This window comes from Eggerthella lenta DSM 2243 (assembly GCF_000024265.1).
GTDB classification, from domain to species: domain Bacteria; phylum Actinomycetota; class Coriobacteriia; order Coriobacteriales; family Eggerthellaceae; genus Eggerthella; species Eggerthella lenta.
In genome coordinates this window covers 3,090,617-3,111,853 of the sequence record NC_013204.1, presented here as the reverse complement: position 1 = coordinate 3,111,853, position 21,237 = coordinate 3,090,617, and the positions used below count along the sequence as shown (strand labels likewise).

The 21,237-nt window shown below is 64.8% G+C and carries 17 protein-coding genes; 8 read left to right on the top strand and 9 right to left on the bottom strand.

Features of this window, described 5'->3' with window-relative positions; translation table 11 throughout:
- Positions 1-268: 268 nt before the first annotated feature.
- Positions 269-580 carry a type II toxin-antitoxin system RelB/DinJ family antitoxin gene (locus ELEN_RS13465; RefSeq protein WP_015761351.1) on the top strand — a complete coding sequence of 104 codons (312 nt, stop codon included), beginning with the start codon at positions 269-271 and terminating at the stop codon, positions 578-580.
- Positions 577-1,032 carry a type II toxin-antitoxin system VapC family toxin gene (locus ELEN_RS13460; RefSeq protein ID WP_015761350.1) on the top strand — a complete coding sequence of 152 codons (456 nt, stop codon included), beginning with the start codon at positions 577-579 and terminating at the stop codon, positions 1,030-1,032. Before ELEN_RS13465 ends, ELEN_RS13460 begins: the two co-directional genes overlap by 4 nt.
- Positions 1,033-1,096: 64 nt before the next feature.
- On the opposite strand, the gene ELEN_RS13455 is transcribed toward ELEN_RS13460, so the two are convergent.
- Both ELEN_RS13455 and ELEN_RS13450 read right to left on the bottom strand, forming a co-directional pair.
- A complete protein-coding gene (locus ELEN_RS13455) occupies positions 1,097-2,461 on the bottom strand; it encodes a PFL family protein (protein WP_015761349.1) in 1,365 nt (454 codons plus the stop codon).
- 215 nt (positions 2,462-2,676) lie between these two features.
- The gene (locus ELEN_RS13450; RefSeq protein ID WP_035585678.1) at positions 2,677-3,648 is read right to left on the bottom strand and encodes a biotin--[acetyl-CoA-carboxylase] ligase; all 972 of its coding nucleotides are present in this window, start codon (positions 3,646-3,648) and stop codon (positions 2,677-2,679) included.
- A gap of 392 nt (positions 3,649-4,040) precedes the next feature.
- Between ELEN_RS13450 and ELEN_RS13445 the strand changes: the two genes are divergently transcribed.
- From ELEN_RS13445 to ELEN_RS13420, 6 genes are all read left to right on the top strand, one after another.
- The gene (locus ELEN_RS13445; protein ID WP_015761347.1) at positions 4,041-4,700 is read left to right on the top strand and encodes a TetR/AcrR family transcriptional regulator; all 660 of its coding nucleotides are present in this window, start codon (positions 4,041-4,043) and stop codon (positions 4,698-4,700) included.
- 12 nt (positions 4,701-4,712) lie between these two features.
- On the top strand, positions 4,713-9,404 hold the full coding sequence (locus ELEN_RS13440) for a 2-hydroxyacyl-CoA dehydratase (RefSeq protein WP_015761346.1): 4,692 nt from the start codon (positions 4,713-4,715) through the stop codon (positions 9,402-9,404).
- A gap of 72 nt (positions 9,405-9,476) precedes the next feature.
- Positions 9,477-9,971 (top strand): DUF2628 domain-containing protein, encoded by a 495-nt coding sequence (locus ELEN_RS13435; RefSeq protein ID WP_015761345.1) that lies wholly within the window; start codon positions 9,477-9,479, stop codon positions 9,969-9,971.
- Positions 9,972-10,159: 188 nt separating this feature from the next.
- A complete protein-coding gene (locus ELEN_RS13430) occupies positions 10,160-10,732 on the top strand; it encodes a LytR C-terminal domain-containing protein (RefSeq protein WP_015761344.1) in 573 nt (190 codons plus the stop codon).
- Positions 10,733-10,825: 93 nt separating this feature from the next.
- On the top strand, positions 10,826-11,380 hold the full coding sequence (locus ELEN_RS13425; protein WP_015761343.1) for a glutathione peroxidase: 555 nt from the start codon (positions 10,826-10,828) through the stop codon (positions 11,378-11,380).
- 451 nt (positions 11,381-11,831) lie between these two features.
- The gene (locus ELEN_RS13420) at positions 11,832-12,689 is read left to right on the top strand and encodes an alpha/beta fold hydrolase (RefSeq protein WP_231566115.1); all 858 of its coding nucleotides are present in this window, start codon (positions 11,832-11,834) and stop codon (positions 12,687-12,689) included.
- A gap of 166 nt (positions 12,690-12,855) precedes the next feature.
- Here ELEN_RS13420 and ELEN_RS13415 read toward each other — a convergent pair whose 3' ends face one another.
- From ELEN_RS13415 to ELEN_RS13385, 7 genes are all read right to left on the bottom strand, one after another.
- Entirely contained in the window at positions 12,856-14,640 is a 1,785-nt protein-coding gene (locus ELEN_RS13415) for a glycerophosphodiester phosphodiesterase family protein (protein WP_009306756.1), read from the bottom strand.
- Positions 14,641-14,726: 86 nt separating this feature from the next.
- On the bottom strand, positions 14,727-15,176 hold the full coding sequence (locus ELEN_RS13410; RefSeq protein ID WP_009306754.1) for a CheW domain-containing protein: 450 nt from the start codon (positions 15,174-15,176) through the stop codon (positions 14,727-14,729).
- Positions 15,163-16,722, bottom strand: a complete 1,560-nt coding sequence (locus ELEN_RS13405; protein ID WP_009306752.1) for a hypothetical protein — start codon at positions 16,720-16,722, stop codon at positions 15,163-15,165. Before ELEN_RS13405 ends, ELEN_RS13410 begins: the two co-directional genes overlap by 14 nt.
- Positions 16,719-17,363: a GGDEF domain-containing protein gene (locus tag ELEN_RS13400; protein WP_009306750.1), complete on the bottom strand. Its 645-nt coding sequence runs from the start codon at positions 17,361-17,363 to the stop codon at positions 16,719-16,721. Before ELEN_RS13400 ends, ELEN_RS13405 begins: the two co-directional genes overlap by 4 nt.
- Positions 17,360-18,934: a methyl-accepting chemotaxis protein gene (locus tag ELEN_RS13395; RefSeq protein WP_009306749.1), complete on the bottom strand. Its 1,575-nt coding sequence runs from the start codon at positions 18,932-18,934 to the stop codon at positions 17,360-17,362. The genes ELEN_RS13400 and ELEN_RS13395 overlap by 4 nt, the downstream gene beginning before the upstream one ends.
- Positions 18,931-19,740, bottom strand: a complete 810-nt coding sequence (locus ELEN_RS13390) for a CheR family methyltransferase (RefSeq protein WP_015761341.1) — start codon at positions 19,738-19,740, stop codon at positions 18,931-18,933. The genes ELEN_RS13395 and ELEN_RS13390 overlap by 4 nt, the downstream gene beginning before the upstream one ends.
- A gap of 279 nt (positions 19,741-20,019) precedes the next feature.
- A complete protein-coding gene (locus ELEN_RS13385) occupies positions 20,020-20,832 on the bottom strand; it encodes an alpha/beta hydrolase (protein ID WP_015761340.1) in 813 nt (270 codons plus the stop codon).
- Positions 20,833-21,237 lie beyond the last annotated feature (405 nt).

The following is a 21,237-nucleotide window of genomic DNA, read 5'->3' as shown; positions in this document are numbered from 1 at the left end:
GAAGGGGCGCCGCGCGCTTCGCGTTTCTCCCCCGCGCCGCGCCCTCGTTTCGAGCTTATCAGGTGAACTCGATCCGAACAAGGATGATGCGATGGCGCAGGTTTTTTGGAATTATGCCGATGACCTGGGAATACCGTGCATTGTGCCAACGCGCGCGCAAAGTCCACCCCGATCGGGTGGGGCGCAGACGATCGCGGTTTCGGCACGCCTTGAGATCCGCTGCTCTCCATGCTATCATATGTTGTACGTACAACATTGGAGGTGCAACATGGCTGATGCGATGGTGACGGCGCGCATGTCGGCGGAGAAGAAAGAGGCGGGCAACCGCATGCTCGAGCAGTTGGGCACGAACGCCTCGCAGGCGGTGAATCGCCTGTACGACTACGTGCTGGAGAAGAAGCAGCTGCCGTTCCCCGAGCAGCAGGGGCGACGGAAGTACACGCAGGAGGAAATCGCGCAGGCGATCGCCTGGGTGGATAGTATTCCGCGGAGGGATCGCTTCTCCACCATGACCGACGATGAAATCAGGCGGGAGCGCTTGATATCGCGTGGTCTTGCGACGAGTAAGGATTTCTCATGAGGCTGATGCTCGATTCGAATATCGTGATTGACTATATCAAAATGCGAGAGCCCTTTTATGCGAGTGCTCGAAAGCTAGTGATGCTGGGGTTTCTCGCGGAGCACGAACTCTGGTTCAGCTCGGCGCAAGCGAATGACGTCTTCTATACCCTGACTGGCGGAGGGAGGCCTTCGCAAGCTGCCCAGCTGAAGCAGGATCTCAAGAAGATGCGACAAGGGATGCGCATCTGCGGTGTTAACGAAGTTCAATTTGACGCAGCGCTCGATTCGTCGTGGGTCGATCTGGAGGATGCGTGCGTGTACCAGTGCGCGCTCAGGTTGAAGGCCGACGCCATCATCACGCGCAACCAAAAGGATTTCGAGAAGTCGACCATCAAAGTGTTCGACTGCGACGAGCTGTTCGCCTACTTGGCCGAGGAAAAGGGTTTCACCTACGAGGAAATACCCTGGTAACGAGAAGGCGGCCCCCGCAGGGCCGCCTTCGAAGAGCGTGCTGGACGCAAGCGCGGCCGCCGCGCTAGTTCTTCAGGGAGTTCAGGGGGGCGGGCATACGGCCGCCGCGGTGGGCGAACGTGGTGCCGGCGTACTGGTTCACGGGCATGACCGGGGCGTAACCCAGCAGGCCGCCGAAGTCGAGCTGGTCGCCCACCGTCTTGCCGATGGCGGGGATGAGGCGGACCGCGGTGGTCTTGCTGTTGATCATGCCGATGGCGCATTCGTCGGCGATGATGCCGAAGATGGTCTCGACGCTCGTGTCGCCGGGGACGGCGATCATGTCGAGGCCCACGGAGCACACGCAGGTCATGGCTTCCAGCTTCTCGAGCGACAGCGCGCCGTCCTCGGCCGCGCGGATCATGCCGGCGTCCTCGGACACGGGGATGAACGCGCCGGACAGGCCGCCGACGGACGAGGACGCCATGACGCCGCCCTTCTTCACCGCGTCGTTGAGCATGGCGAGCGCCGCCGTGGTGCCGGGGCCGCCGCACTGGCCCACGCCGATGGCCTCGAGGATCTCGGCCACCGAGTCGCCCTCGGCCGGAGTGGGGGCCAGCGACAAGTCGAGGATGCCCTGCTGCACGCCCAGGCGCTTGGACGCCTCGCGCGCCATGAGCTCGCCGGCGCGCGTGATCTTGAACGCGGTGGCTTTGATGGCTTCGGCCACCGACGTGATGTCGGCGTCTTTCGGCAGGTCGGCCAGCACGGCGCGCACCACGCCGGGACCCGACACGCCCACGTTCACCACTTCGTCGGCCTCGCCCGATCCGTGGAACGCGCCGGCCATGAAGGGGTTGTCCTCCACGGCGTTGCAGAACACGACCAGCTTTCCGGCGCCGATGCACTGGCGATCGGCCGTGGCCTCGGCGGTAGCCTTGATGATGCCGGCCATCTTGAGCACGGCGTCCATGTTGATGCCCGCGCGCGTGGAGCCCACGTTCACCGACGAGCACACGTTGTCGGTGACGGACAGCGCGTGGGGAATGGACTCCATCAGCTTGTTGTCGGCTTTCGAGGCGCCCTTGTGCACGAGCGCGCTGAAGCCGCCCACGAAGTCGACGCCCACCTCTTTTCCGGCCTTGTCCATGGCCACGGCGATGGGGGTGAGGTCGTGCGCGCTCGTGGCGGCGCAGATCTCGGCGATGGGCGTGACGGAGATGCGCTTGTTCACGATGGGGATGCCGTACTCGCGCTCGAGCTGCTCGGCCGTGGGCACGAGGTGCTCGGCGGCGGTGGTCATGCGGTCGTACACCTTGCGTGCCATGACGTCGATGTCGGCGTCCGTGCAACCTCGCAGGTTCAGCCCCAGCGTGATCGTGCGGATGTCGAGGTGCTGATTGCTCACCATGGCAAGCGTCTCGGCGATTTCAGCAGGCGTGATCTGCATGATGCCCCGTCTTTCTCTCAAGCGTTGTGTGATCGTGCGGAACAGCATAGCAAACCCCGTGGTCGGCGGCGTCGCGGTTCGCTCGATTTCGACGTTTCTTCTCAAGGGCAGCCCGAGGAAGGGAACGGATGTTTCACGTGAAACATCGGCGCGATCGAGTGGCGTGCGGGTTGCGCACGGCGCGCGGCCATCCGTGCGGGCGGCGGGGCAGCGGGTTAGGTGAGCCGGGTGCTGACCTCGCCGTAGGGGAGCTCGCGGCGGGTTTTGTCGGGCAGTTCGACGACCAGCTTGAAGTCGGGCGTGAGGTCGACGGCGCGGGCGCGCACGCGCGAGGGGCCCTGGCGCACGACGAGCGGTTGGCCCAGCAGGAAGCACCGGCGGCGGTACTCGTCGTAGAACGAGGCGTCGGCCACGTGCCGGTACAGGTTCCAGAAGCGCGTGAGGATGGCGGCGGCCAGCTCGCAGCGCACGGCGCCCGTGCGGTCGTCGAGCACGGCGCCCGCCACGTCGGCGATGTCGCGAGGGAAGCCATCGGCCGGTGGCTTCACGTTCACGCCGATGCCGAGCACCGCGTGCTCGAAGCGCCCCGACTCCATGTCCACCATGCCCTCGGTGAGGATGCCCGCCACCTTGCGCTCGTCGCAGTAGATGTCGTTCACCCACTTGATGAGGGCTTCCTTGCCGGTCACCTGCTCGATGGCCTGCGCGCCCGCCACGGCGGCGGCGCAGGTGAGGAACTGGCCGCGGTCGGCGGCCAGCGTGGGGCGCAGCACGATGCTGAGGTACAGGCCCGAAGACGCAGGGGAGAAGAACGTCTTGCCGGGGCGTCCCTTGCCGGCGGTCTGCTCCTCGGCCACGATGACGGTGCCCTCGGGCGCGCCCTCGGCGGCGCGGCGGCGCGCCTCGGAGTTGGTGGAGTCCACGCGCTTGCGCACGGAGATGGCGAAGGGGTGGCCGGGCGGCAGGAACCGCTCGATGCCCTGGGGCGACAGCAGGTCGTTCTCCTGCGACAGCGCGTAGCCCTTGTTCGTGACGGCGTCGATGGCGTACCCCTCGGCGCGCAGCGCCTCGACGGCTTTCCACACCGCGTTGCGGCTCACGCCGATGGCCTGCGCCATCGCGGCGCCCGACACGTAGCGCTCGCGGTTCTCCTCCAGCAGGCGCAGCAGTTGTTCCTTGGTTCCCATGGGTGCATGGTAGGAGAGAGAGGCCGATCGTGTCAACGCGATCGGCGAAAGAAGGTGACAATGGAGGGAAGCGTGCGAGAGGACGCGAGGGCTTGGGCGCGCGAGGGCGGGGGGGGGGTGGGCGAAGAAACGAACGAATGTTTCACGTGAAACATTCGGCACGCCGCCGCGCGAGGAAGTGCGCGCGGCGCGTCGCAGGCGAGGTGCGCCCCACGGGAGGCGGGCGCCCTGCGGCACGACGCGCATCGCGCCCCGCCTCGCGGCACGCCGCGCGGCGCGCCTCGTGTGAAGGCGGGGTTCTCCCTCGTTGTGTTCCGGGGCGCGAACAGGTATACTGCTCGTTATTCGACAAGTTGTTCATTATTGACCCAACTGTTCAATTAGAGGTGATCATGACCACGACAACCGTTTCGCCCGCTCCCGTCGCTGTCGCGACGGCGCGAAGCACGGCTGCCCCGCAGGATCGCCGCATCACGCGATCGAAGCGCGCGCTCAGCGACGCGCTCATCGAGCTCATGGAGGAGCGCAGCTTCGACGGCTTCTCGGTGAACGACCTGTGCGAGCGCGCCGATCTCAACCGCGGCACGTTCTACAACCACTTCCGCGACAAGGACGACCTGCTGGCCCAGCTGGAGGCCGAGGTCATGGACGACCTCGACCGGCTCCAGGCGCAGATGCAGAACCTCACCGTGCGCGAGCTGCTGGGCTACCGGGCGCGCAAGAAGCCGCTGCCGCTGCTCGTGGAGCTGTTCGACTACCTGCGCGAGCAGGGCGCGTTCCTTCACGCGGCGCTGGGCCCGGGCGGCGACGTGGGCTTCGGCCCGCGCCTGCGCGACTCCGTGTGCACCAACCTCGTCCAATCCATCCTGCACGAGCGCTACCGCAACGATCCGTCGCCGTTCGTCGGCTACTACGTCGCGTTCTTCGCATCCGCGTACCTCGGCGTCATCACGCGCTGGATCGAAACGGGCATGCAGGAAAGCTCGGAGGAGATGGCCCTCATCGCCATGAGGCTGTTCTTCATCAAACCGGGCGAATCGATCAAGCTGTAAGGCAAGGGAGCTATGGAAGAGAACAACAACCTGCATATCGGCATCGACGTGGGCTCCACCACGGTCAAGCTGGCCATCCTCGACGAGGCCCACGAGGTGAAATTCTCGGTGTACCGCCGCCACCACGCCGACGTGCGCGCCACCATCGTGGAGGTGCTTTCCGAGGCGGCGGCCGATTTCGGCGCCGATCGCATGACCATCGCCATCACGGGATCGGGCGGCCTGCTGCTCGCGCAGTGGCTGGGCATCGAGTTCGTGCAGGAGGTCATCGCCTCGAAGACGGCGGTGGAAACCTTCATCCCCGTCACCGACGTGGCCATCGAGCTGGGCGGCGAGGACGCGAAGATCATCTACTTCGACCAGGGCATCGAGCAGCGCATGAACGGCACGTGCGCCGGCGGCACGGGCGCCTTCATCGACCAGATGGCCGCGCTGCTGAACACCGATGCGGGCGGCTTGAACGTGCTGGCGCAGGGCGCCACCACGCTGTATCCCATCGCCAGCCGTTGCGGCGTGTTCGCGAAGACCGACGTGCAGCCGCTCATCAACGAGGGCGCGCGCAAGGAGGACATCGCCGCGTCCATCTTCCAGTCGGTGGTGACGCAGACCATCAGCGGCCTGGCGTGCGGCCGCCCCATCCGCGGCCACGTGGCTTTCCTCGGCGGCCCGCTGCAGTACCTCCCCGAGCTGCGCAAGCGCTTCTACGAGACGCTGGAGCTGGACGACGAGCACATCATCGTGCCCGAGAACGCCCACCTGTTCGTGGCCAGCGGCTGCGCCATCGCGGGCGCGGCCAGCGAGACGGTGAAGGCCGAGCTGCTGGACGACGTGCTCGACCGCCTGAAGAACCTCGGCGACATCCAGGGCTCCGAAGTGGTGCGCCTGCCCCCGCTGTTCGCCAGCGAGGACGAGTACGCCCAGTTCAAGGACCGCCATGACGGCGAATGCGTGCGCCGCGGCGACCTCATGTCCTATGAGGGCACGGCCTACCTCGGCATCGATGCCGGCTCCACCACGTTCAAAGCCGCGCTCATCGGCGAGGACGGCGCGCTTCTGTGGTCGCACTACGCCAGCAACAAGGGCGACGTGCTGGGCTGCGCGCGCACCGCGCTGAGCAACCTGTACAACGAGATGCCGGTGGACGCCGACACGGGCGAGCCGCTCGTGCACATCGGCCACGCCACGGTGACGGGCTACGGCGAGCATCTGTTGCTGGAGGCGCTGCGCGTGGACTCCGGCGAGATCGAGACGGTGGCGCACCTGCGCGGCGCGCAGGAGATGCTGCCGGGCGTCGAGTTCATCCTCGACATCGGCGGCCAGGACATGAAGTGCCTGCGCGTCAAGGACGGCGTCATCGACCACATCATGCTCAACGAGGCGTGCAGCTCGGGCTGCGGCAGCTTCATCGAGAGCTTCGCCACGGGCCTCAACCTGGACGTGGCCGAGTTCGCGCAGACCGCCATCAAGGCCGAGCGTCCCGTCGACCTGGGCAGCCGCTGCACCGTGTTCATGAACAGCCGCGTGAAGCAGGCGCAGAAGGAAGGCGCCACCGTGGGCGACATCGCCGCGGGCCTGGCCATCTCCGTCATCAAGAACGCGCTGTTCAAGGTCATCAAGATCCGCGACCCGCACGATGTGGGCACGAAGGTCATCGTGCAGGGCGGCACGTTCCTGAACGACGCCGTGCTGCGCGCGTTCGAGCAGCTGTCCGAGGTCCAGGCCGTGCGCCCCGACATCGCCGGCAACATGGGCGCGTTCGGCGCCGCGCTGCTCGCGCGCGACCGCTACCACTCCGCCGTGGCGCTCGAGGCGCGCAAGGCCGAGGCCGGCGCCGCGTGGAGCTCCGAGAGCGAGCAGCTAGCCGCGCCCGTCGCGGTGGGCTCGAGCCTGCTGTCGCTCGAGCAGCTGGCGGCGCTGTCGCCCACGCACAAGACCGTGCGTTGCAAGGCGTGCTCGAACCACTGCCTGCTCACCGTCAACGACTTCGGCGTGGACGAGACCACGGGCAAGCACCGCCGCTTCATCACGGGCAACCGCTGCGAGAAGGGCGCGGGCACGCTCGACGAGAGCAAGAACGTGCCGAACCTCTACGAATACAAGAGCAGCCGCCTGTTCGATTACGAGCCCCTCGCGCCCGAGAACGCCCCGCGCGGCAGCGTGGGCATCCCGCGCGCGCTCAACCAGTACGAGAACTACCCGTTCTGGTTCACTTTCTTCACGAAGCTCGGCTGGCGCGTGGTGCTGTCCGACCCGTCCACGAAGAAGACCTACGAGGCGGGCATCGAGTCCATGCCGTCCGAGTCGGTGTGCTACCCGGCGAAGCTCAGCCACGGCCATATCATGAACCTGCTGGACAAAGCCCCCGACTTCATCTGGTTCCCGTGCAGCAAGTGGGAGCGCCAGGAGGACGAGGGCGCGGGCAACCACTTCAACTGTCCCATCGTGGCCAGCTACCCCGAGGCGCTGCGCCTCAACATCGACGAGCTGCGCACGTCCGACGTGAATCTGCTCACCCCGTGGCTGCCCTACGACCAGAAGGAGCACCTCAAGAAGCGCCTGTTCGTAGAGCTGGTCGAGGCGCACCCCGAGCTCATGGGCTCGGTCGCCGCGCCGACGCAGGCCGAGGTGGACGCCGCCGTGGACGCCGCGTGGGCCGAGGACGAGGCCTTCAAGCGCGACATCCGCGCGAAAGGGGAGGAGACGCTCGCCTGGATGGAGGCCACGGGCACGCACGGCATCGTGCTGGCGGGCCGTCCCTACCACAACGACCCCGAGATCAACCACGCCATTCCCGAGCTGCTGACCAGCTTCGGCCTGGCCGTGCTCACCGAGGACTCCATCGCGCACCTCGGCACGCTCGAGCGCCCCATCCGCCTCGTGGACCAGTGGATGTACCACACCCGCCTGTACGCGGCGGCGAAGGTGGCCACCGAGCGAGCCGACCTCGACCTCATCCAGCTCAACAGCTTCGGCTGCGGCCTCGACGCGCTGACCACCGACCAGGTGCAGGAGATCCTCGAGGCGGCGGGCAAGGTGTACACCGTGCTCAAGATCGACGAGGTGTCGAACCTGGGCGCGGCGCGCATCCGCGTGCGCTCGCTGCTGGCGGCGCTCAAGGACCAGGCCGACGAGAAGGCCGACGCCGAACGCATGCCGCGCGGCTGCCCCGCCGTCAGCTTCGATCCCGACACGTTCGAGGCCACGCCCGAGGCGGCCATCGACGCGAAGACGGGCCAGACCGAGGCCGCCATCGCGGCGAAGCTGACCGGCGCCACCCCCGAGACGTTCACCCAGAAGGCGGCGCCCGAGGTTGCCGAGCGCTTCCGCCAGCGCGAAGGCGCCACCACCGAGTTCCCGCGCGCGGTGTTCACGCAGGAGATGAAGGATGCGGGCTACACGATCCTCTGCCCGCAGATGGCACCCATCCACTTCGACCTGCTCGTGGACATCTTCAAGCGCAACGGCTACAACTTCGAGCTGTTGCCGTCGGTCGACCACGGCGCGGTGGACGCGGGCCTCAAGTACGTGAACAACGACATCTGCTATCCGTCGGTGCTGGTCACCGGTCAGATCATGGAGGCCGTCATGTCCGGCCGCTACGATACCGACAAGCTGGCGGTCATCATCACGCAGACAGGCGGCGGCTGCCGCGCCACGAACTATATCTCGCTTATCCGCAAGGCGCTGGCCTCGGTGGGGCTGCCGCATATTCCCGTCATCGCGCTGTCGTTCAAGGATCTGGGCGAGAGCAACCCCGGCTTCAAGGTGACGCCGTCCATGCTGCTGCAGGCCGCATACGCCATCTTCTACGGCGACCTGCTGATGATGGCGCTGTACCGCACGCGTCCGTACGAGGTCGAGGAGGGCAGCGCGAACCGCCTGTTCGACCACTGGATGACGACGTGCAAGGCGCAGCTGCGCAGTGGCTTGAAGCGCGGCGAGTTCAAGAAGACGGTGCGCCGCATCGTGGAAGACTTCGATACGCTGCCGCTGGCCGGCGAGGGGTTGAAGCCGCGTGTGGGTGTGGTGGGCGAGATCCTGGTGAAGTTCCATCCCACTGCGAACAACCAGATCGTCGACGTCATCGAACGCGAGGGCTGCGAGGCCGTGGTGCCGGGCTTGGCCGAGTTCTTCCTGTTCGGCATCGCCGGCGGCATCTTCCAGAAGGACCCGCTCGGTCGTTCGGCGAAGGGCGCGCTGGGTTCCCGCATCGGGCTGTGGGCCATCGCGAAGATGCGGGCGCCCGTCACGAAGGCGCTGCAGGACTCCAGCCGCTTCGAGCCGCCGGCCGACATCTACGAGCTGGCCGAGTACGCGAGCGAGATCCTGTCCTTGTGCAACTCGATGGGCGAGGGTTGGCTGCTGACCGCCGAGATGGTGGAGCTCATCAAAACCGGTGCGCCGAACGTGGTATGCACGCAGCCCTTCGCGTGCCTGCCGAACCACGTGGTGGGCAAGGCGGTCATCAAAGAGCTGCGTCGCCGCTACCCGGAAAGCAACATCGTGGCGGTGGACTACGACCCCGGCGCGTCCGAGGTGAACCAGCTCAACCGCATCAAGCTGATGATCAGCGTGGCGAAGGCGAACCTTGCCGACAAGGAGGCCGAGGCGAAGAAGGCGCGCGACCGGTTCGTGGACGCCGGCCGCCCCCAGGCCGTCCAAGAAGAAGCCGGCGCGCTGGAAATCGAGACGGAGCGGGCATAGCGAACGACGAGCGAGTTGACGCGGGGCGGGCCGGAGCGGCTCGCCCCGTTGCTTTCGGAAGGAGGTTGGGCGATGGACGACGATGCCCGGTTCATGGCGAGGACGCCCGCGGGAGAGCCGTACGAGCTTTGCAATTTGTACGCGGCTTATGCGGAAGGCGAGGGAGGCAGTCCGAAACCCCAGATGGTGCGGAAGATGCGCGGGTGGGGGTTCAGCTGGCTCGCGCTGTTGCTGACACCTCTGTACCTGCTGTACCGCAAGCAGTACCTCGCGGCTGGCTGCTGGATCGCCGTGAGCTTCGGCGCCGATTTCCTGTCGAAGTCCCTTTCGACGGTGGTGGGGATGCTCTTCTTCCTGGCGAGCCTCGTGTTCGGCATGGCGTTCTACTCGCTGTACCGCGTCAGCGCCGAGCGCGCGATGGACCGCGCGTTCGAACAGGGCGCGACGAACGTGCGGGAGGCGCTCGCCTACGTGCGGCGTTGTGGCGGCACCAGCTTCGCGGCCGTGGGCGTGGGTTTCGCAGTGGTGTTCGCGCTCGCCGTGGTGGAAGTGCTGGCGGGCATCTAAGCGCGCGGCGTGCGCGTCGGCCGCTGAGGCGGGTCGGGGCCGCCACCCTGCATAGCGCACAAATGTTTCACGTGAAACACTCCGCAGGACAAACCTTCGCGTTGCTGCAAACTTGCGGCGGCGCGTCAGGGGGGGGGGTATACTCTTTTCTGAGACGGCATGTTCGAGCACGATAGGCGGTGATTGCGATGAGCGTGAACGCGAAGACGGCGCATGGGGCTCTTCTCGCGAGCGCACTCGTATTATGCGGGGCGTCGGGGATACTGCTCGGTTCGTGCTCGACCGGCCAGCCTTCCGCGCAGGAGTCAGCGAACCAGTCGGCGTACGAGACGGCTGCGTCGGCTGAAGGAAACGTTCTATCCCGTGCGGCTTCCGTGCCAGAGCCGGCTTCGGCTGCGGTCGATGCTGCTGGATCCGTGCGCATCGGCAAGGACCAGGTGACGGTGCTCGTGCTCAACGGCTGCGGCGTCGAGGGCGCAGCTGCCGAGGTGGCCGAGAAGGTGCGCGGCGCGGGGTTCGAGAACGTGACGGTGGACAACGCGACCTACTTCAACGCTGCGTTGACGCGCGTGTCGTACTACCACAAGGAAAACAGCGCGGAAGCGGAGGAGCTGGCCGAGCTGTTGAAGGTGGTCGGGCCGGGGAGCGTGTACTGCTACGACAGCGATCAGTCGGGAGGATGGAGCGAGGATTACGACATCCTTGTTTTGGTGGGCGATCCTTCGGTTGGCGGCTTCGCGCCGCAGGGTGCGCAAGTATGACCGTTCCGTAAAATGTTATCAACAAAGTATCATTTGGCGGTATCATAGGTACGATCACAGACGAAGAACAACCCCTCGTTGAAAGAAGGACCCATGGCTTCCAGCATCTATGACTTTACCGTAAAGGATCAGCAGGGCAACGACGTGTCGCTCGCCGACTACCGGGGTCGCGTGCTGCTGGTGGTGAACACCGCCACTGAGTGCGGCTTCACGCCCACGTACGCCCAGCTCCAGGAGCTGTACACCGCGTTGCATGAGCGAGGCCTGGACATCCTCGACTTCCCGTGCGACCAGTTCGGCCACCAGGCGCCCGGCACGAACGAGGAGATCGCGCAGTTCTGCACGTCGCGGTTCGGCGTGACGTTCCCGCAATTCGCGAAAATCGAGGTCAACGGCGAGGGAGCCGACCCGCTGTTCACCTACCTGCAGCAGCAGAAGGGCTTCGAGGGCTTCGACGACGGCCACGAGTTGACGCCCATTCTGGAAGACCTGCTGTCGAAGGACGACCCCGACTACGCCGGCAAGCCGGACATCAAGTGGAACTTCACGAAGTTCCTCGTCGACCGCGAGGGCAACGTCGTGCGCCGTTTCGAGCCCACCGCGTCCATCCCCGATGTCGTGGCGCCCGCCGTGGAGGAGCTGCTGTAGCCTTTTCGGATCGCACCTATCTCGCGCAAGCGCATGAAGCGCGAACCCGCGAACCTGGCCGCCGCATCCATAGTGATGCGGCGTTTTTTGTGCGCGTCCGAGTGTTTCACGTGAAGCATTTGTACGGATTTGCCACTGGGAGAGCATCGGCCGAGATGCTCGCCTAAGGGTTGTTCTGGGTTCGCGCCCAGCGGAGGTCTTCTTGCATCGCGAATCGGGACGCGTTGCCCCTCCGTGCGGCCAGTCGCCCTCGAAATGGCACAAAGGCATCGAATTCGGAAGAAATCGCGAGCCTCGGACGAGCTCGATGCATGGTGCCGGAAGCGAGCCATCCTGTGACCTGGTGTTATGCGAGGAGGAGGATTCCCGGTGCTCTTGCGCACTGGATGGAGACTTCCGAATTCGATGCTTTTTCGCCATCAAGTGCGCCGTCGGCCGCACGGGATACTTCGTGCACGGCCAGGGCGTGCAGTGGGAGGACTATGCCCACGTGCTGCCCGATCTCGCGCAGCGCTACCACGTGTTCGCCGTCGACTGCTTCGGTCACGGCGAATCGAGCCACGATCCGGCGCTTTACTCATGCGAGGCCATCGGGCGGGCGCTCAAGTCCTTCGCTGCGCAAAAGATCGGCGCGTGCTATCTCGTGTCGGGCCATTCGTCGGGCGGCATCATCGCCGCGTGGCTGGCCGCCAACGACGCCGAGCGGGTATCGGCATGCGTGCTGGAGGATCCGCCCTTCTTCCGCGTCACGCCGGTCGAGATGCAGCAGGAACCGGGCTGCTTCGCATGGAAAGACGGCTTCATGGTGACGCACGCGTTCCTCCGGCAGGGCGACGTTGCCGACCCGACCGTGTACTACGCGCAGCACAGCTACCTGTTCAGCCTGTTCGGAGGACTGCAGCCTAAAATCGCGGAGTGGACGGCGCAGGAGCGATCAGCGAACCCCGACGCGCATCTCACGCTGGCCTGGGTGCCGCACGACTGGGTGCGTGGCCTGTACTTCTACGACGACTTCGACGTGCGGTTCAGCGAGACGTTCTATGACGGCACGTGGTTCGACGGCATCGACCAGGCCGACCTTCTGCGCTGCATAACCTGTCCTGCCGTGTACCTGAAAGCGAAGACGAACTACGGCGAGGATGGTACATTGCTCGCCGCCAACTCCGACGAGGACGCCGCACGCGTGCAGCAGCTCGTGGCTGTCTGCGAAACCGTCGTCGTCGAATCGGGCCACGACATCCACTACGAGCGTCCGAAAACGTTCGCGGACGCCGTCGACCGGGCGGCATCGGTCGCATCGGCTAAGTAGCCTCGTCCGACGGCGGCTTTTTCGGCCATCGAGGCGTTGGTCGAGGGCGAGCGGCGTTTCCATCACGACGTCGATATCGAAGCGCGGGGCAACGAGTCGCCTTGCGGGTGGCGCCCATGCGGGCTCTCGGGCGCGCCAACACCTCGCAAGCGTTCGCCGCCGTCGATCAGATGGCGGCGAAGTACTCGTGCCCCTCGTTCAGCGCGGCTTCGTACAGCTCGCGAGCTTGTGCGATGTCGTCGGTGACCAGACCGTCGATGCCATAATCGATGAGGCGCGACATGTTGGCGGGGTCGTTGACGGTCCAAGCGTATATGATCTTCCCCGCCCCTTGCACTTCGTCGACGAGTTCCTGGGTGACGAAGAAGTCGTCGACGCTGAAATAATCGACATGCTCGATGCTCGAGATGGAGCCGTAAGCCAACGTCATGTCGTACATGGTGGGCATGGAGGGGTCGATCTCCTTCACCTTCGCGAGCGACTCGTAGGAGATGCTCGCGACGGCCACCTGGTCTCTCATATCGTAGGCGTTGATGAGGTCGACCGTCTTTCGCTCGAGGTCGACGCCGTGGCCGTCCGGCTTCACCTCGATATTCAACTTGATCTTGCCTTTGCACAACGCAAGCGCCTCTTCCAGCGTGCATATCCGCTGGTCTGCGAATGCGGGATCGAACCAGCTGCCGTTGTCGAGGTCTTTGATCTCGTCGTACGTGACCTGCCAGAACTCTTTATCCAGACCCGTCGTGCGCTTGAGGTTGGCATCGTGCATCACCACGAGCACGCCGTCGGCCGTCTGCTGCACGTCAAGCTCCACCCAATCCGCGCCTTGGTCGATAGCGTTCTGGAATGCAGCCAAGGTGTTCTCGGGAGCCTCGCGCGCGCCGCCCCGATGCGCGGTGATCGCGAAATCCGGCGCGGGCTCTCGCTGGCTTTCGGATTCGAATACCCCGTGCAAAGGGTCGTAGGACAGCAACGAAACGAGTCCGAGCATGGCGAGAAAGGAGCCGACCGCTGCGCGCGCGAGCCTCGTCCTGCACGTACGCGAGGGCTCGTCGATGCGGTAAGGGATGTCGATGCCCCGCTCCTGCGAGAATTCGTAGAACGTGGCGCTGAGGGCGGCATAGCTCAGCGGCGCGAACACGCAGTCGACCACGATAGTGAACGCGAACATCACGAGCGTGAGCGCGAAGGAGACTCCGAACGGCAGGCCGCCTTCTAGGATGGCGGCCAAGATGAGGACGCCGACGACTATGGCCGCGACCGCTCCCGACGCGAACACGGCGAACAAGGCCAGCAGACGGCGCGCCAGCCGCCAGGCGTTGCCGCGCAGCAGGCTCCTGCTCGAGATGCGTGCCTGCATCCAGGATTCGTCGCACAGCGTGAAGAAGTGAATGCCGAACGCCAGAAAAAACGCATGCAGGTACAGTGCGGCCATCACGATGACGAACACCGCGGTCAGCGCGCCGTTTTCCCAGATGAAGTCCATAATGAACTCGGGAAGCCGCACGCCGGTGAGCGCCGAGGAAGTGACGGTCAGGTTCGTGAGCGGAACCAGCAGCAGCACGAACAGCGCAAGAAGCCAGTTCGATGGGCGTGCGATGCGCCGGGCGGAAGAGAATGCGAGCCGGCTCGTTTCGAACACTCCGATGCGCCGACCCGTCTTTCCCGCCTGCATGACAACGACGAGGGCGCACATCTCGAAAAGGGCTCCGAGGGCTAGCACAAGCGCGGCCACGAGCAAAAACACCCACGCCAGCGGATTCGCGAATAGAGTCGTCATGTTCGTGTCGGCCAAGTAGGCAAGTCCGGCCGCTTCCATCGCGAGATCCACCATGCCGAAACATGCCGGTACGAACAGGATGGCGAACAAGAATCGGAAACCGAATTCGAACAGGATAGCGGTTCGCGCATTGGCGGCGAACAGCCTCCATGTGCTGCGTGCGAACTCCATGGCATGCGTCCTTTCGTCGGATGCGGTGGCTGGTTGTTCGAGCCATTCTACCTGATGCGCTGGTTGGGAGCTCGCGCACTGCGGCGTTAATCGAGGGCGAGCAGCGCTTTCGCTACGGCGTCGATATCCAGCAGGGGAAGCGTTCCCGACGGGAAGCTCGGACGGCGCTCGATGGCCAAGAGGGCATGTTCGGTTTCGTCGAGGTCGACGACGTAGGGCGTGCCGTAGAACTGCAGCCCCAACAGGCATCCTTCCCCTTCGACGAGCACGACGTGCCCCGGTCCAGTGTCGGGGGCTCTCGTGTCGACGATGGGAGCCAGCTCGTTGCCGCGGAACAGCACGCCGCAGAACTGCTCGGGCAAGAGGGCAAGGGGCTGCACGCGGCTGGCGGCGACCACTTCGACGATGGATGAGAACGCGATGGCCATGTCTCCGTCATCGGTGGGGATGACCAGCGCGTTATTCCGCCGAGCCTCTTGGCGGTCCTTGCCGATGAGCGTTTCAATCCAGTGCAGACGTTGGCTACGGTCGCGCATGGGTTCCCCTGTCCTTCGCCGCGTCGTTCAGAAAGCGCCGTACGCTTATCACGATGCAGGGTGAACCGTCTTGCAGGATGGCGTATCCGATGTAGCTCAGTTCGTGCATGCACCGGCGGTCGAGCAGTGCCGGAAGCTGCAGCATCGAGATCCGCTCGTAGCCCTCAACGTCGTCTGCGGCCAAAGCGTATCGTTCCCCCAGAGCTTCAAGCAGGACGGTATATGCGGGGTGCGCCGCGTCAAGCGGAAAGGGCTTGGCACCTTGGTTGAGCATCTCAATATGCGCGCCGTGTTCGTCCTCGTACCAGGTTGAGGTTGCTTTCGACCCTTCTCCCGCTGCGCCGCCGCGCTGGACGCGGGCGGGGTCGAACGCCTCGAAGCGCACGATCTGCTGTGCGGGAACTGCGAAGCGGACGCCTCCGGTGCGCAGCAGGGCGGCTTCGAACACGGTGAACGGCACGGGAAAGCGTAGGACGATCTCCAACGTGCCGCGTTCGGTGTTGCGCATCGTGCCGCGCCCGCCGATGCGCTGCAGCATGCAGCCTATCTCGTTCAGTTCTGCGAAGGCGTTGCCATCGCTGGCGGCGCTCGGCAAGAAGAATTGCGGCAGAAGGATGAACGCGCCTATCTCCTCGTCGGAATACGCGTCCAGCGGACGGGCGAGAAGGCCGCGTTTCGACGCTATCGTGGCGATACGGTGCGCGTCGAAGGGCCTGCCGTCGTGCTCGATGCGGCAAACGACATCCGAGCCTTCGTTTTCCAGGCGCAAGCGTATGGTTGCGCGTTCCGGTTTTCCCAGGTCGGCGCGTTCCTCGGCGCTTTCGATGCCGTCGCGGATACATGATCGAAGGGCGCGTCTGAGCGTTTCCTCGATGGATGCGAGCACCGAACGATCCAGATCCATGCGTCCTTGCTCGAGCTCCAGATCGACGGGAACGCCGAACTGGCGCCCGTAGTCCTCGACGAGCTTATGAAGCGATGGGGCGATGCGGTCGAACGCTTCGATGCGCGAAAGGGCGACGGTGGATCGCAGGTGGTCGAGGGTCTGCGCGTACGAGAACGCGATATCGCTGAGCACGCGGTCGTTCGGAAGGCTTTCGGCGTGCGCTCGCAAAGACCGGTTCGTCTCCTCCAGCTGCGCGATCAGGTTCGACAGCTTTTCGTCTCGCTCGCTGCGCGCATCGCGATCGGCGAACGAAGAAATCGCTTCGATCCCTCCGTTTTCTGCATCGTCTTCCTGGGGTGCGGAAGGCATCTCGAACGGCGGGATGCCTTCGGGATCCTCCACGATGGTGCAGCTGTCCACGAAGAACGCACCGCTGATGGCTGCGAGCACCCGCTCGGGCGTGCGCGAGACGAAGGTGACGAACAAGCCGTGGTCGCGCAGGTAGGGAATCGTCTCTCGACTGCTCTTGATCGCGTGCGGATGGCATGTTGCCGAGTCGCACAACGGCGCGATGCGGCGCATGACGAGCGAAGCGCGCGTGTTCTCGAGCCCGCAATTGGGCTTGAGCTTCGCCTGCACGGTGATCTCCTCGCGTTTCACGACCGGTTCCCTCCGTCGCGCTCTATCTGGTTCGATTGCGCGAACACGCAACGGTTCTTGCCCGTCTCCTTGCCGTGGTACAGCGCGCGGTCGGCCGATGCGAAGTTCTCGCCGAACGTGAGTTCCGGATCGTAGGCGCTCAGACCGAACGTGAGCGTGCACGAAAAATCGCCTAAGTCGTCGCTGATGGGATAGCTGGCCACTTCCTCACGCATCTGGTTGCACAGACGCAAGGCCTCGTGGTCGGGCGTGGAGAACAGCACGAGCAGCAGTTCCTCGCCGCCCCATCGGATGACCGGATGGTTGCCGGAGAGGTCGTCGAGGATGTCGGCGATGCAGACGATGGCGATGTCGCCGGCCTGATGGCCGCGCACGTCGTTGATGAGCTTGAAGTCGTCGATATCGCACAGGGCGAGCACGATGTTCGCTTCGCCGCTCATGCGTTCGATCTCTTGCTCCAGGTAGTCGGTTAAATAGTGGCGGCTGAACAAGCCGGTCAGCTGGTCGCGGAATGCGAGCGCCCGCATGACGTCCAGCTGCTGCTTCAGGGCGGCGTTGTCGGCGCGCAGGCGTTCGCGGTCTTCTCGGATGCCTTCCGATCCGCTCGGCGCGCTGCCTGTTTCGGTTCGGAATCGCGTCATGCCCCAGCTTCGCTTTCGTGCGGATCTGCATCGATTTTGAAGCGGCCGATCAGGTGCTTGAGTTCGTTCGCGCGATCCGCAAGCTCCTCTCCGATGACCGCGCTTTCCTCGGAGGCGGCCGAGTTCTCCTGCACGACCTGGGAGAGGCTGTCCATGCTCTCCTGTATCTGGGCAACCGCTTCGAGCTGCTGCTCGGAGGCGTGAGCGATGGAGGACATCGCCGTCTTGATGTCTTCGATAGAGGTAACGGCTTCCTCCATGTTCGAAGATGCGGAGCCGATCAGCTCGCTTCCGGCCTCGACGTTTTCGATGGCGCGCCCGGCGAGTTCGTCAGCCGCACGCGACGCTTCGCTCACCTGCGAGGCGAGGCGGCGGATCTCCTCGGCCACAATGGCGAAGCCGCGTCCGGCATCGCCTGCGCGCGCGGCTTCGACGGAGGCGTTCAGCGCGAGGATGTTCGTCTGGAACGAGATGTCTTCGATGGAGTTGGCCAGCTGCGAGATGCTCTGGGCGTTGTCTTTGATCTCCTCGATGGCGCACACGGTGCGGGCTATCGAGTCGCTGCTTTCCTCGACCGCGCCCAGTACATCGGAGGTGTTGGAATTCACGGTCAGGACGCTTTCGGTGTTCTCTCCCACCACGTGCGTGATGCTCTGAACGTTGGCGGCAAGCTCTTCGATGGCGGTGGCTTGCTCGGCGGAGCCTTGCGCGACGGCTTGGGAGCTGTCCGACATCTGCGATGACGAGCGAGCCACCTGCTCGGCTGTTTCGCTGAGCTGCTCGGTGGCGAAGCGCAGCGAAGCTACCGTTTCGTTCATGGACGAAGCGAGCGAGCCCAGCTCGTTGCCGGACGTGCAGGATGAGCGCACCGTCAGATCGCCGTCGGCCAACCGCTTCGCTATGCGGTCGATCTCCTGAATGGGCGCGGCGATGCTGTGCGTGATGCGCCTCCACATAACGATGACGAGCACGATGGCCGCCGTCCCTAGAAGCCCGATGGCCAGCGAGGTTCCGACCTCGACGCTGAACGAGTCTTTGACGAAGGCCTGCGCTACGTGCTCTGCGGTGTTCACGACCTCGGTGGACAGGTTGACGGTCACTTCCTTTTGCGCGAGGTACTCGTTCGAGTACAGGTCGATGGCGCGGTTGATGTCTCCCGCTTCGGCTGCACCGATCACGGCGTTGCGGCGCGCGCCCAGCTCGTCGCAGGCGTTCGAGAAGCGTTCTAGAAGATCGGGATCGGCTTTGAACAGCGACCGGACGACGTTCAGCTCGTTCATGCGTTGTTCAGTGAGATCCTCGATGGCCACCAGCGCTTTCTGTTTCGCCGCGTCGTTTTCTGCGTTAAGCAGCTGCTCGACGTACGTCGACATCTCCTCGATCGTGAAGCGAAGCGCCACGGCGCTTTTCGAAACCATGTACGGCCGGTTGTAGAACTCTTTGGTCATGGAGGCGTTCGCGTGGACGCCGTAGAGCGCCACTGCGATCGAAAGGGCGAACAGGGCGATGACGATGCCGTAGGATATCATCAAGATGCGGCTTATGCTGATGTTGCTCGGTTTCATGCTCATACGTTGGTCGCTTTCGCTTGTCTTCGATAAACGGAGTTCCCCTGGTATTCGAACAGCGTACGTTCGCGGATGATCTCGGCGTGCCCCAGCATGAGGTAGCTCGATGGGGCGAGGTGGCGGTGCAATGTCGCGATCACCCGGTTGCGAACTTCGGCTTTGAGGTAGATGATGACGTTTCGGCACATGATGAGGTCGTACGTCCTGCGCAGGACTTCGTCGTCGCAGAGGTTGCCCTGCGCCAGAAAGACGCGCGAGCGGATGCGCTCGGCAACGGTGTACAGCTGACCGTTCCGAACGAAGTACGCATTGCGCCAGCGACGGGGCACCCTGTTGATGCGCGATTCGGGATAGGCGGCCGTACGCGCCTCTTCGATCGCAGGTTGCGACAGGTCGATGCCGGTGATGCGAACGGAGGGGATCGGGTGGGTTCGCGCGTAGTCCTCGACCAGCATCGAGACGCTGTAGCATTCTTCTCCCGTGGAGCAGCCGGCGCACAGTATGTTCCACGGGCGGTTCGGCCGCTTGGCCAGCAATTCCGGGAAAGCCGTGGCGAAGAGGAACTTGAACTGCGCGCTTTCGCGCAGGAAGTAGGTGTAATGGGTGGTGACGAGGTTGACGAACCGGTTTCGCTCCTGCTGGTTTCGCCCTGACTCCACGAGGTCGAAGTACGCCGAAAACGACGGCAGCTGCAAACGATCGCGCTCGCGCGCGAGGCGGCATTCTAGCAGGGTGCGCTTCGAATCCATGTCCAGACCGTACGTCTGGGCAAGAAACGAGCGTACCTGCTCGAATTCGCTGTCAGTCATATGTTCCACGCGCACCGCTTCGTCGATGGATGTTCATGATGGCTACAGAATACCATTGATAGGGGCTCGATCCGGGGATGAGCGGGGGGGGGGGGGGGTGCATTTTTATGCGTTTTTTCCTGTTGCGGCAGGATGCGGCGCATGCCGGGCTCGGCTACGCAGACGGCTGTCCGGCCGCGAGGGGGCTTTGCCCTCGTGCAAGCGCCTGCGTCGATCCTTCTTATGACGCAGGCGCTTTTCCCCGTTGGCGTGGCGATGTTCGGCCTTGGCCAGTGCAGCTTACCTCACGTGGTCGTCGAGCCATTCGATGGCATCGCGGATGACGCGGTCCTTTTTGAACTCGTTGAATATCTCGTGGTAGAGGCCCGCGTAAATGCGCAGCGACTTGTCAGCCGACGACGCTTCGCGGAACATGTCGATGCTGTCCTGCGGGCTGACCAGGCCGTCGTCTCCGCCGTGCAGCAGAAGCACCGGGTCGGCGAAATCGGCGGCCTGCGCGCGCAGCCAGAGGTGGCCGTCGTGCACGGCGCGCAGCAGCGCCACCGAGAACTCCTTGATGACGAAGGGGTCGGCCAGGTAGGCCTCTCCCACGGCGGGGTCGGAGCACACGCCGTCGCCCAGCTCGTTGGGGATGTACGTCTCGGGGTCGAGCCCCTGCTCGACGGCGCCCGAGGCCAGGCTCGCGTGGTCGCGCGTCCAAGCGCCCGACAGCACGTAGCCGTCCAGCTTGCCGGGATGGGCCGTGCCGTAGCTGGCGGCGCCGAAGCCGCCCATAGAGTGTCCGATCATGAACACCGGCAGGTCGGGGAACTGCGCGCGGGCTTCTTCGACGAACAGGTCGGTATCGGATACGATCTGCGTGCGGTCGTCGTACCACACCTTCTTGCCCATGGAGCGCCCGTGCCCGCGATGATCGAAGCGCACGACGGCGTACCCGGCTTCCAGCAGCCGCTGCGTCACGTAGTCGTAGCGGCCGAAGTGCTCGCACAGCCCGTGGACGATGACGACTGCCGCCTTCGGCTGCTCCGGCGCGTCGATGCGTCCGACCAGCAGGAAGCCCTCGGGGGTCTGTTTCGTGAGTTGCTGCTGCATGCGCGTTCCCTTCTCTCGGGTCGATAAGCTGGAGCTATTGTAGCGCGTTGACGCGCGGGTATGGAGGGCAGGGGAGGAAGAGGAGAGGAGGCGGGGGAGGCGGGGAAGGTGGCCTCGGGTGGGGCCCGCTCTTCTGGGCGCGGGGTGGCGCTTGCGAGCGGGTGGGCGCGTTCCGCGCCGATTCGTGGCGGGCGCGGCGTGCGACCGGCGCGGCCGCTGACACCTAAGTCCCAAATCCCACTCCGCGCCAGAGAAGGGCTTGCGCCCTATCCCCGCGCCAAAAAGGGCTGACCCGACCCGGCTGCTCGCGTGCTTTCCATCCTGCGCGTTTGCCAAGGTTGCCCGTTTGCCCGACAATGGACGACAACGAAGAACGGCGCGGCGCGCGCAGCAATGGAAGGAAGC

Excerpts from the sequence above, each read along its gene's own strand:
- ELEN_RS13465 (WP_015761351.1), top strand. The coding sequence starts at position 269 with ATGGCTGATGCGATGGTGACGGCGCGCATGTCGGCGGAGAAGAAAGAG.
- ELEN_RS13460 (WP_015761350.1), top strand. The coding sequence starts at position 577 with ATGAGGCTGATGCTCGATTCGAATATCGTGATTGACTATATCAAAATG.
- ELEN_RS13455 (WP_015761349.1), bottom strand. The coding sequence starts at position 2,461 with ATGCAGATCACGCCTGCTGAAATCGCCGAGACGCTTGCCATGGTGAGC.
- ELEN_RS13450 (WP_035585678.1), bottom strand. The coding sequence starts at position 3,648 with ATGGGAACCAAGGAACAACTGCTGCGCCTGCTGGAGGAGAACCGCGAG.
- ELEN_RS13445 (WP_015761347.1), top strand. The coding sequence starts at position 4,041 with ATGACCACGACAACCGTTTCGCCCGCTCCCGTCGCTGTCGCGACGGCG.
- ELEN_RS13440 (WP_015761346.1), top strand. The coding sequence starts at position 4,713 with ATGGAAGAGAACAACAACCTGCATATCGGCATCGACGTGGGCTCCACC.
- ELEN_RS13435 (WP_015761345.1), top strand. The coding sequence starts at position 9,477 with ATGGACGACGATGCCCGGTTCATGGCGAGGACGCCCGCGGGAGAGCCG.
- ELEN_RS13430 (WP_015761344.1), top strand. The coding sequence starts at position 10,160 with ATGAGCGTGAACGCGAAGACGGCGCATGGGGCTCTTCTCGCGAGCGCA.
- ELEN_RS13425 (WP_015761343.1), top strand. The coding sequence starts at position 10,826 with ATGGCTTCCAGCATCTATGACTTTACCGTAAAGGATCAGCAGGGCAAC.
- ELEN_RS13415 (WP_009306756.1), bottom strand. The coding sequence starts at position 14,640 with ATGGAGTTCGCACGCAGCACATGGAGGCTGTTCGCCGCCAATGCGCGA.
- ELEN_RS13410 (WP_009306754.1), bottom strand. The coding sequence starts at position 15,176 with ATGCGCGACCGTAGCCAACGTCTGCACTGGATTGAAACGCTCATCGGC.
- ELEN_RS13400 (WP_009306750.1), bottom strand. The coding sequence starts at position 17,363 with ATGACGCGATTCCGAACCGAAACAGGCAGCGCGCCGAGCGGATCGGAA.
- ELEN_RS13395 (WP_009306749.1), bottom strand. The coding sequence starts at position 18,934 with ATGAGCATGAAACCGAGCAACATCAGCATAAGCCGCATCTTGATGATA.
- ELEN_RS13390 (WP_015761341.1), bottom strand. The coding sequence starts at position 19,740 with ATGACTGACAGCGAATTCGAGCAGGTACGCTCGTTTCTTGCCCAGACG.
- ELEN_RS13385 (WP_015761340.1), bottom strand. The coding sequence starts at position 20,832 with ATGCAGCAGCAACTCACGAAACAGACCCCCGAGGGCTTCCTGCTGGTC.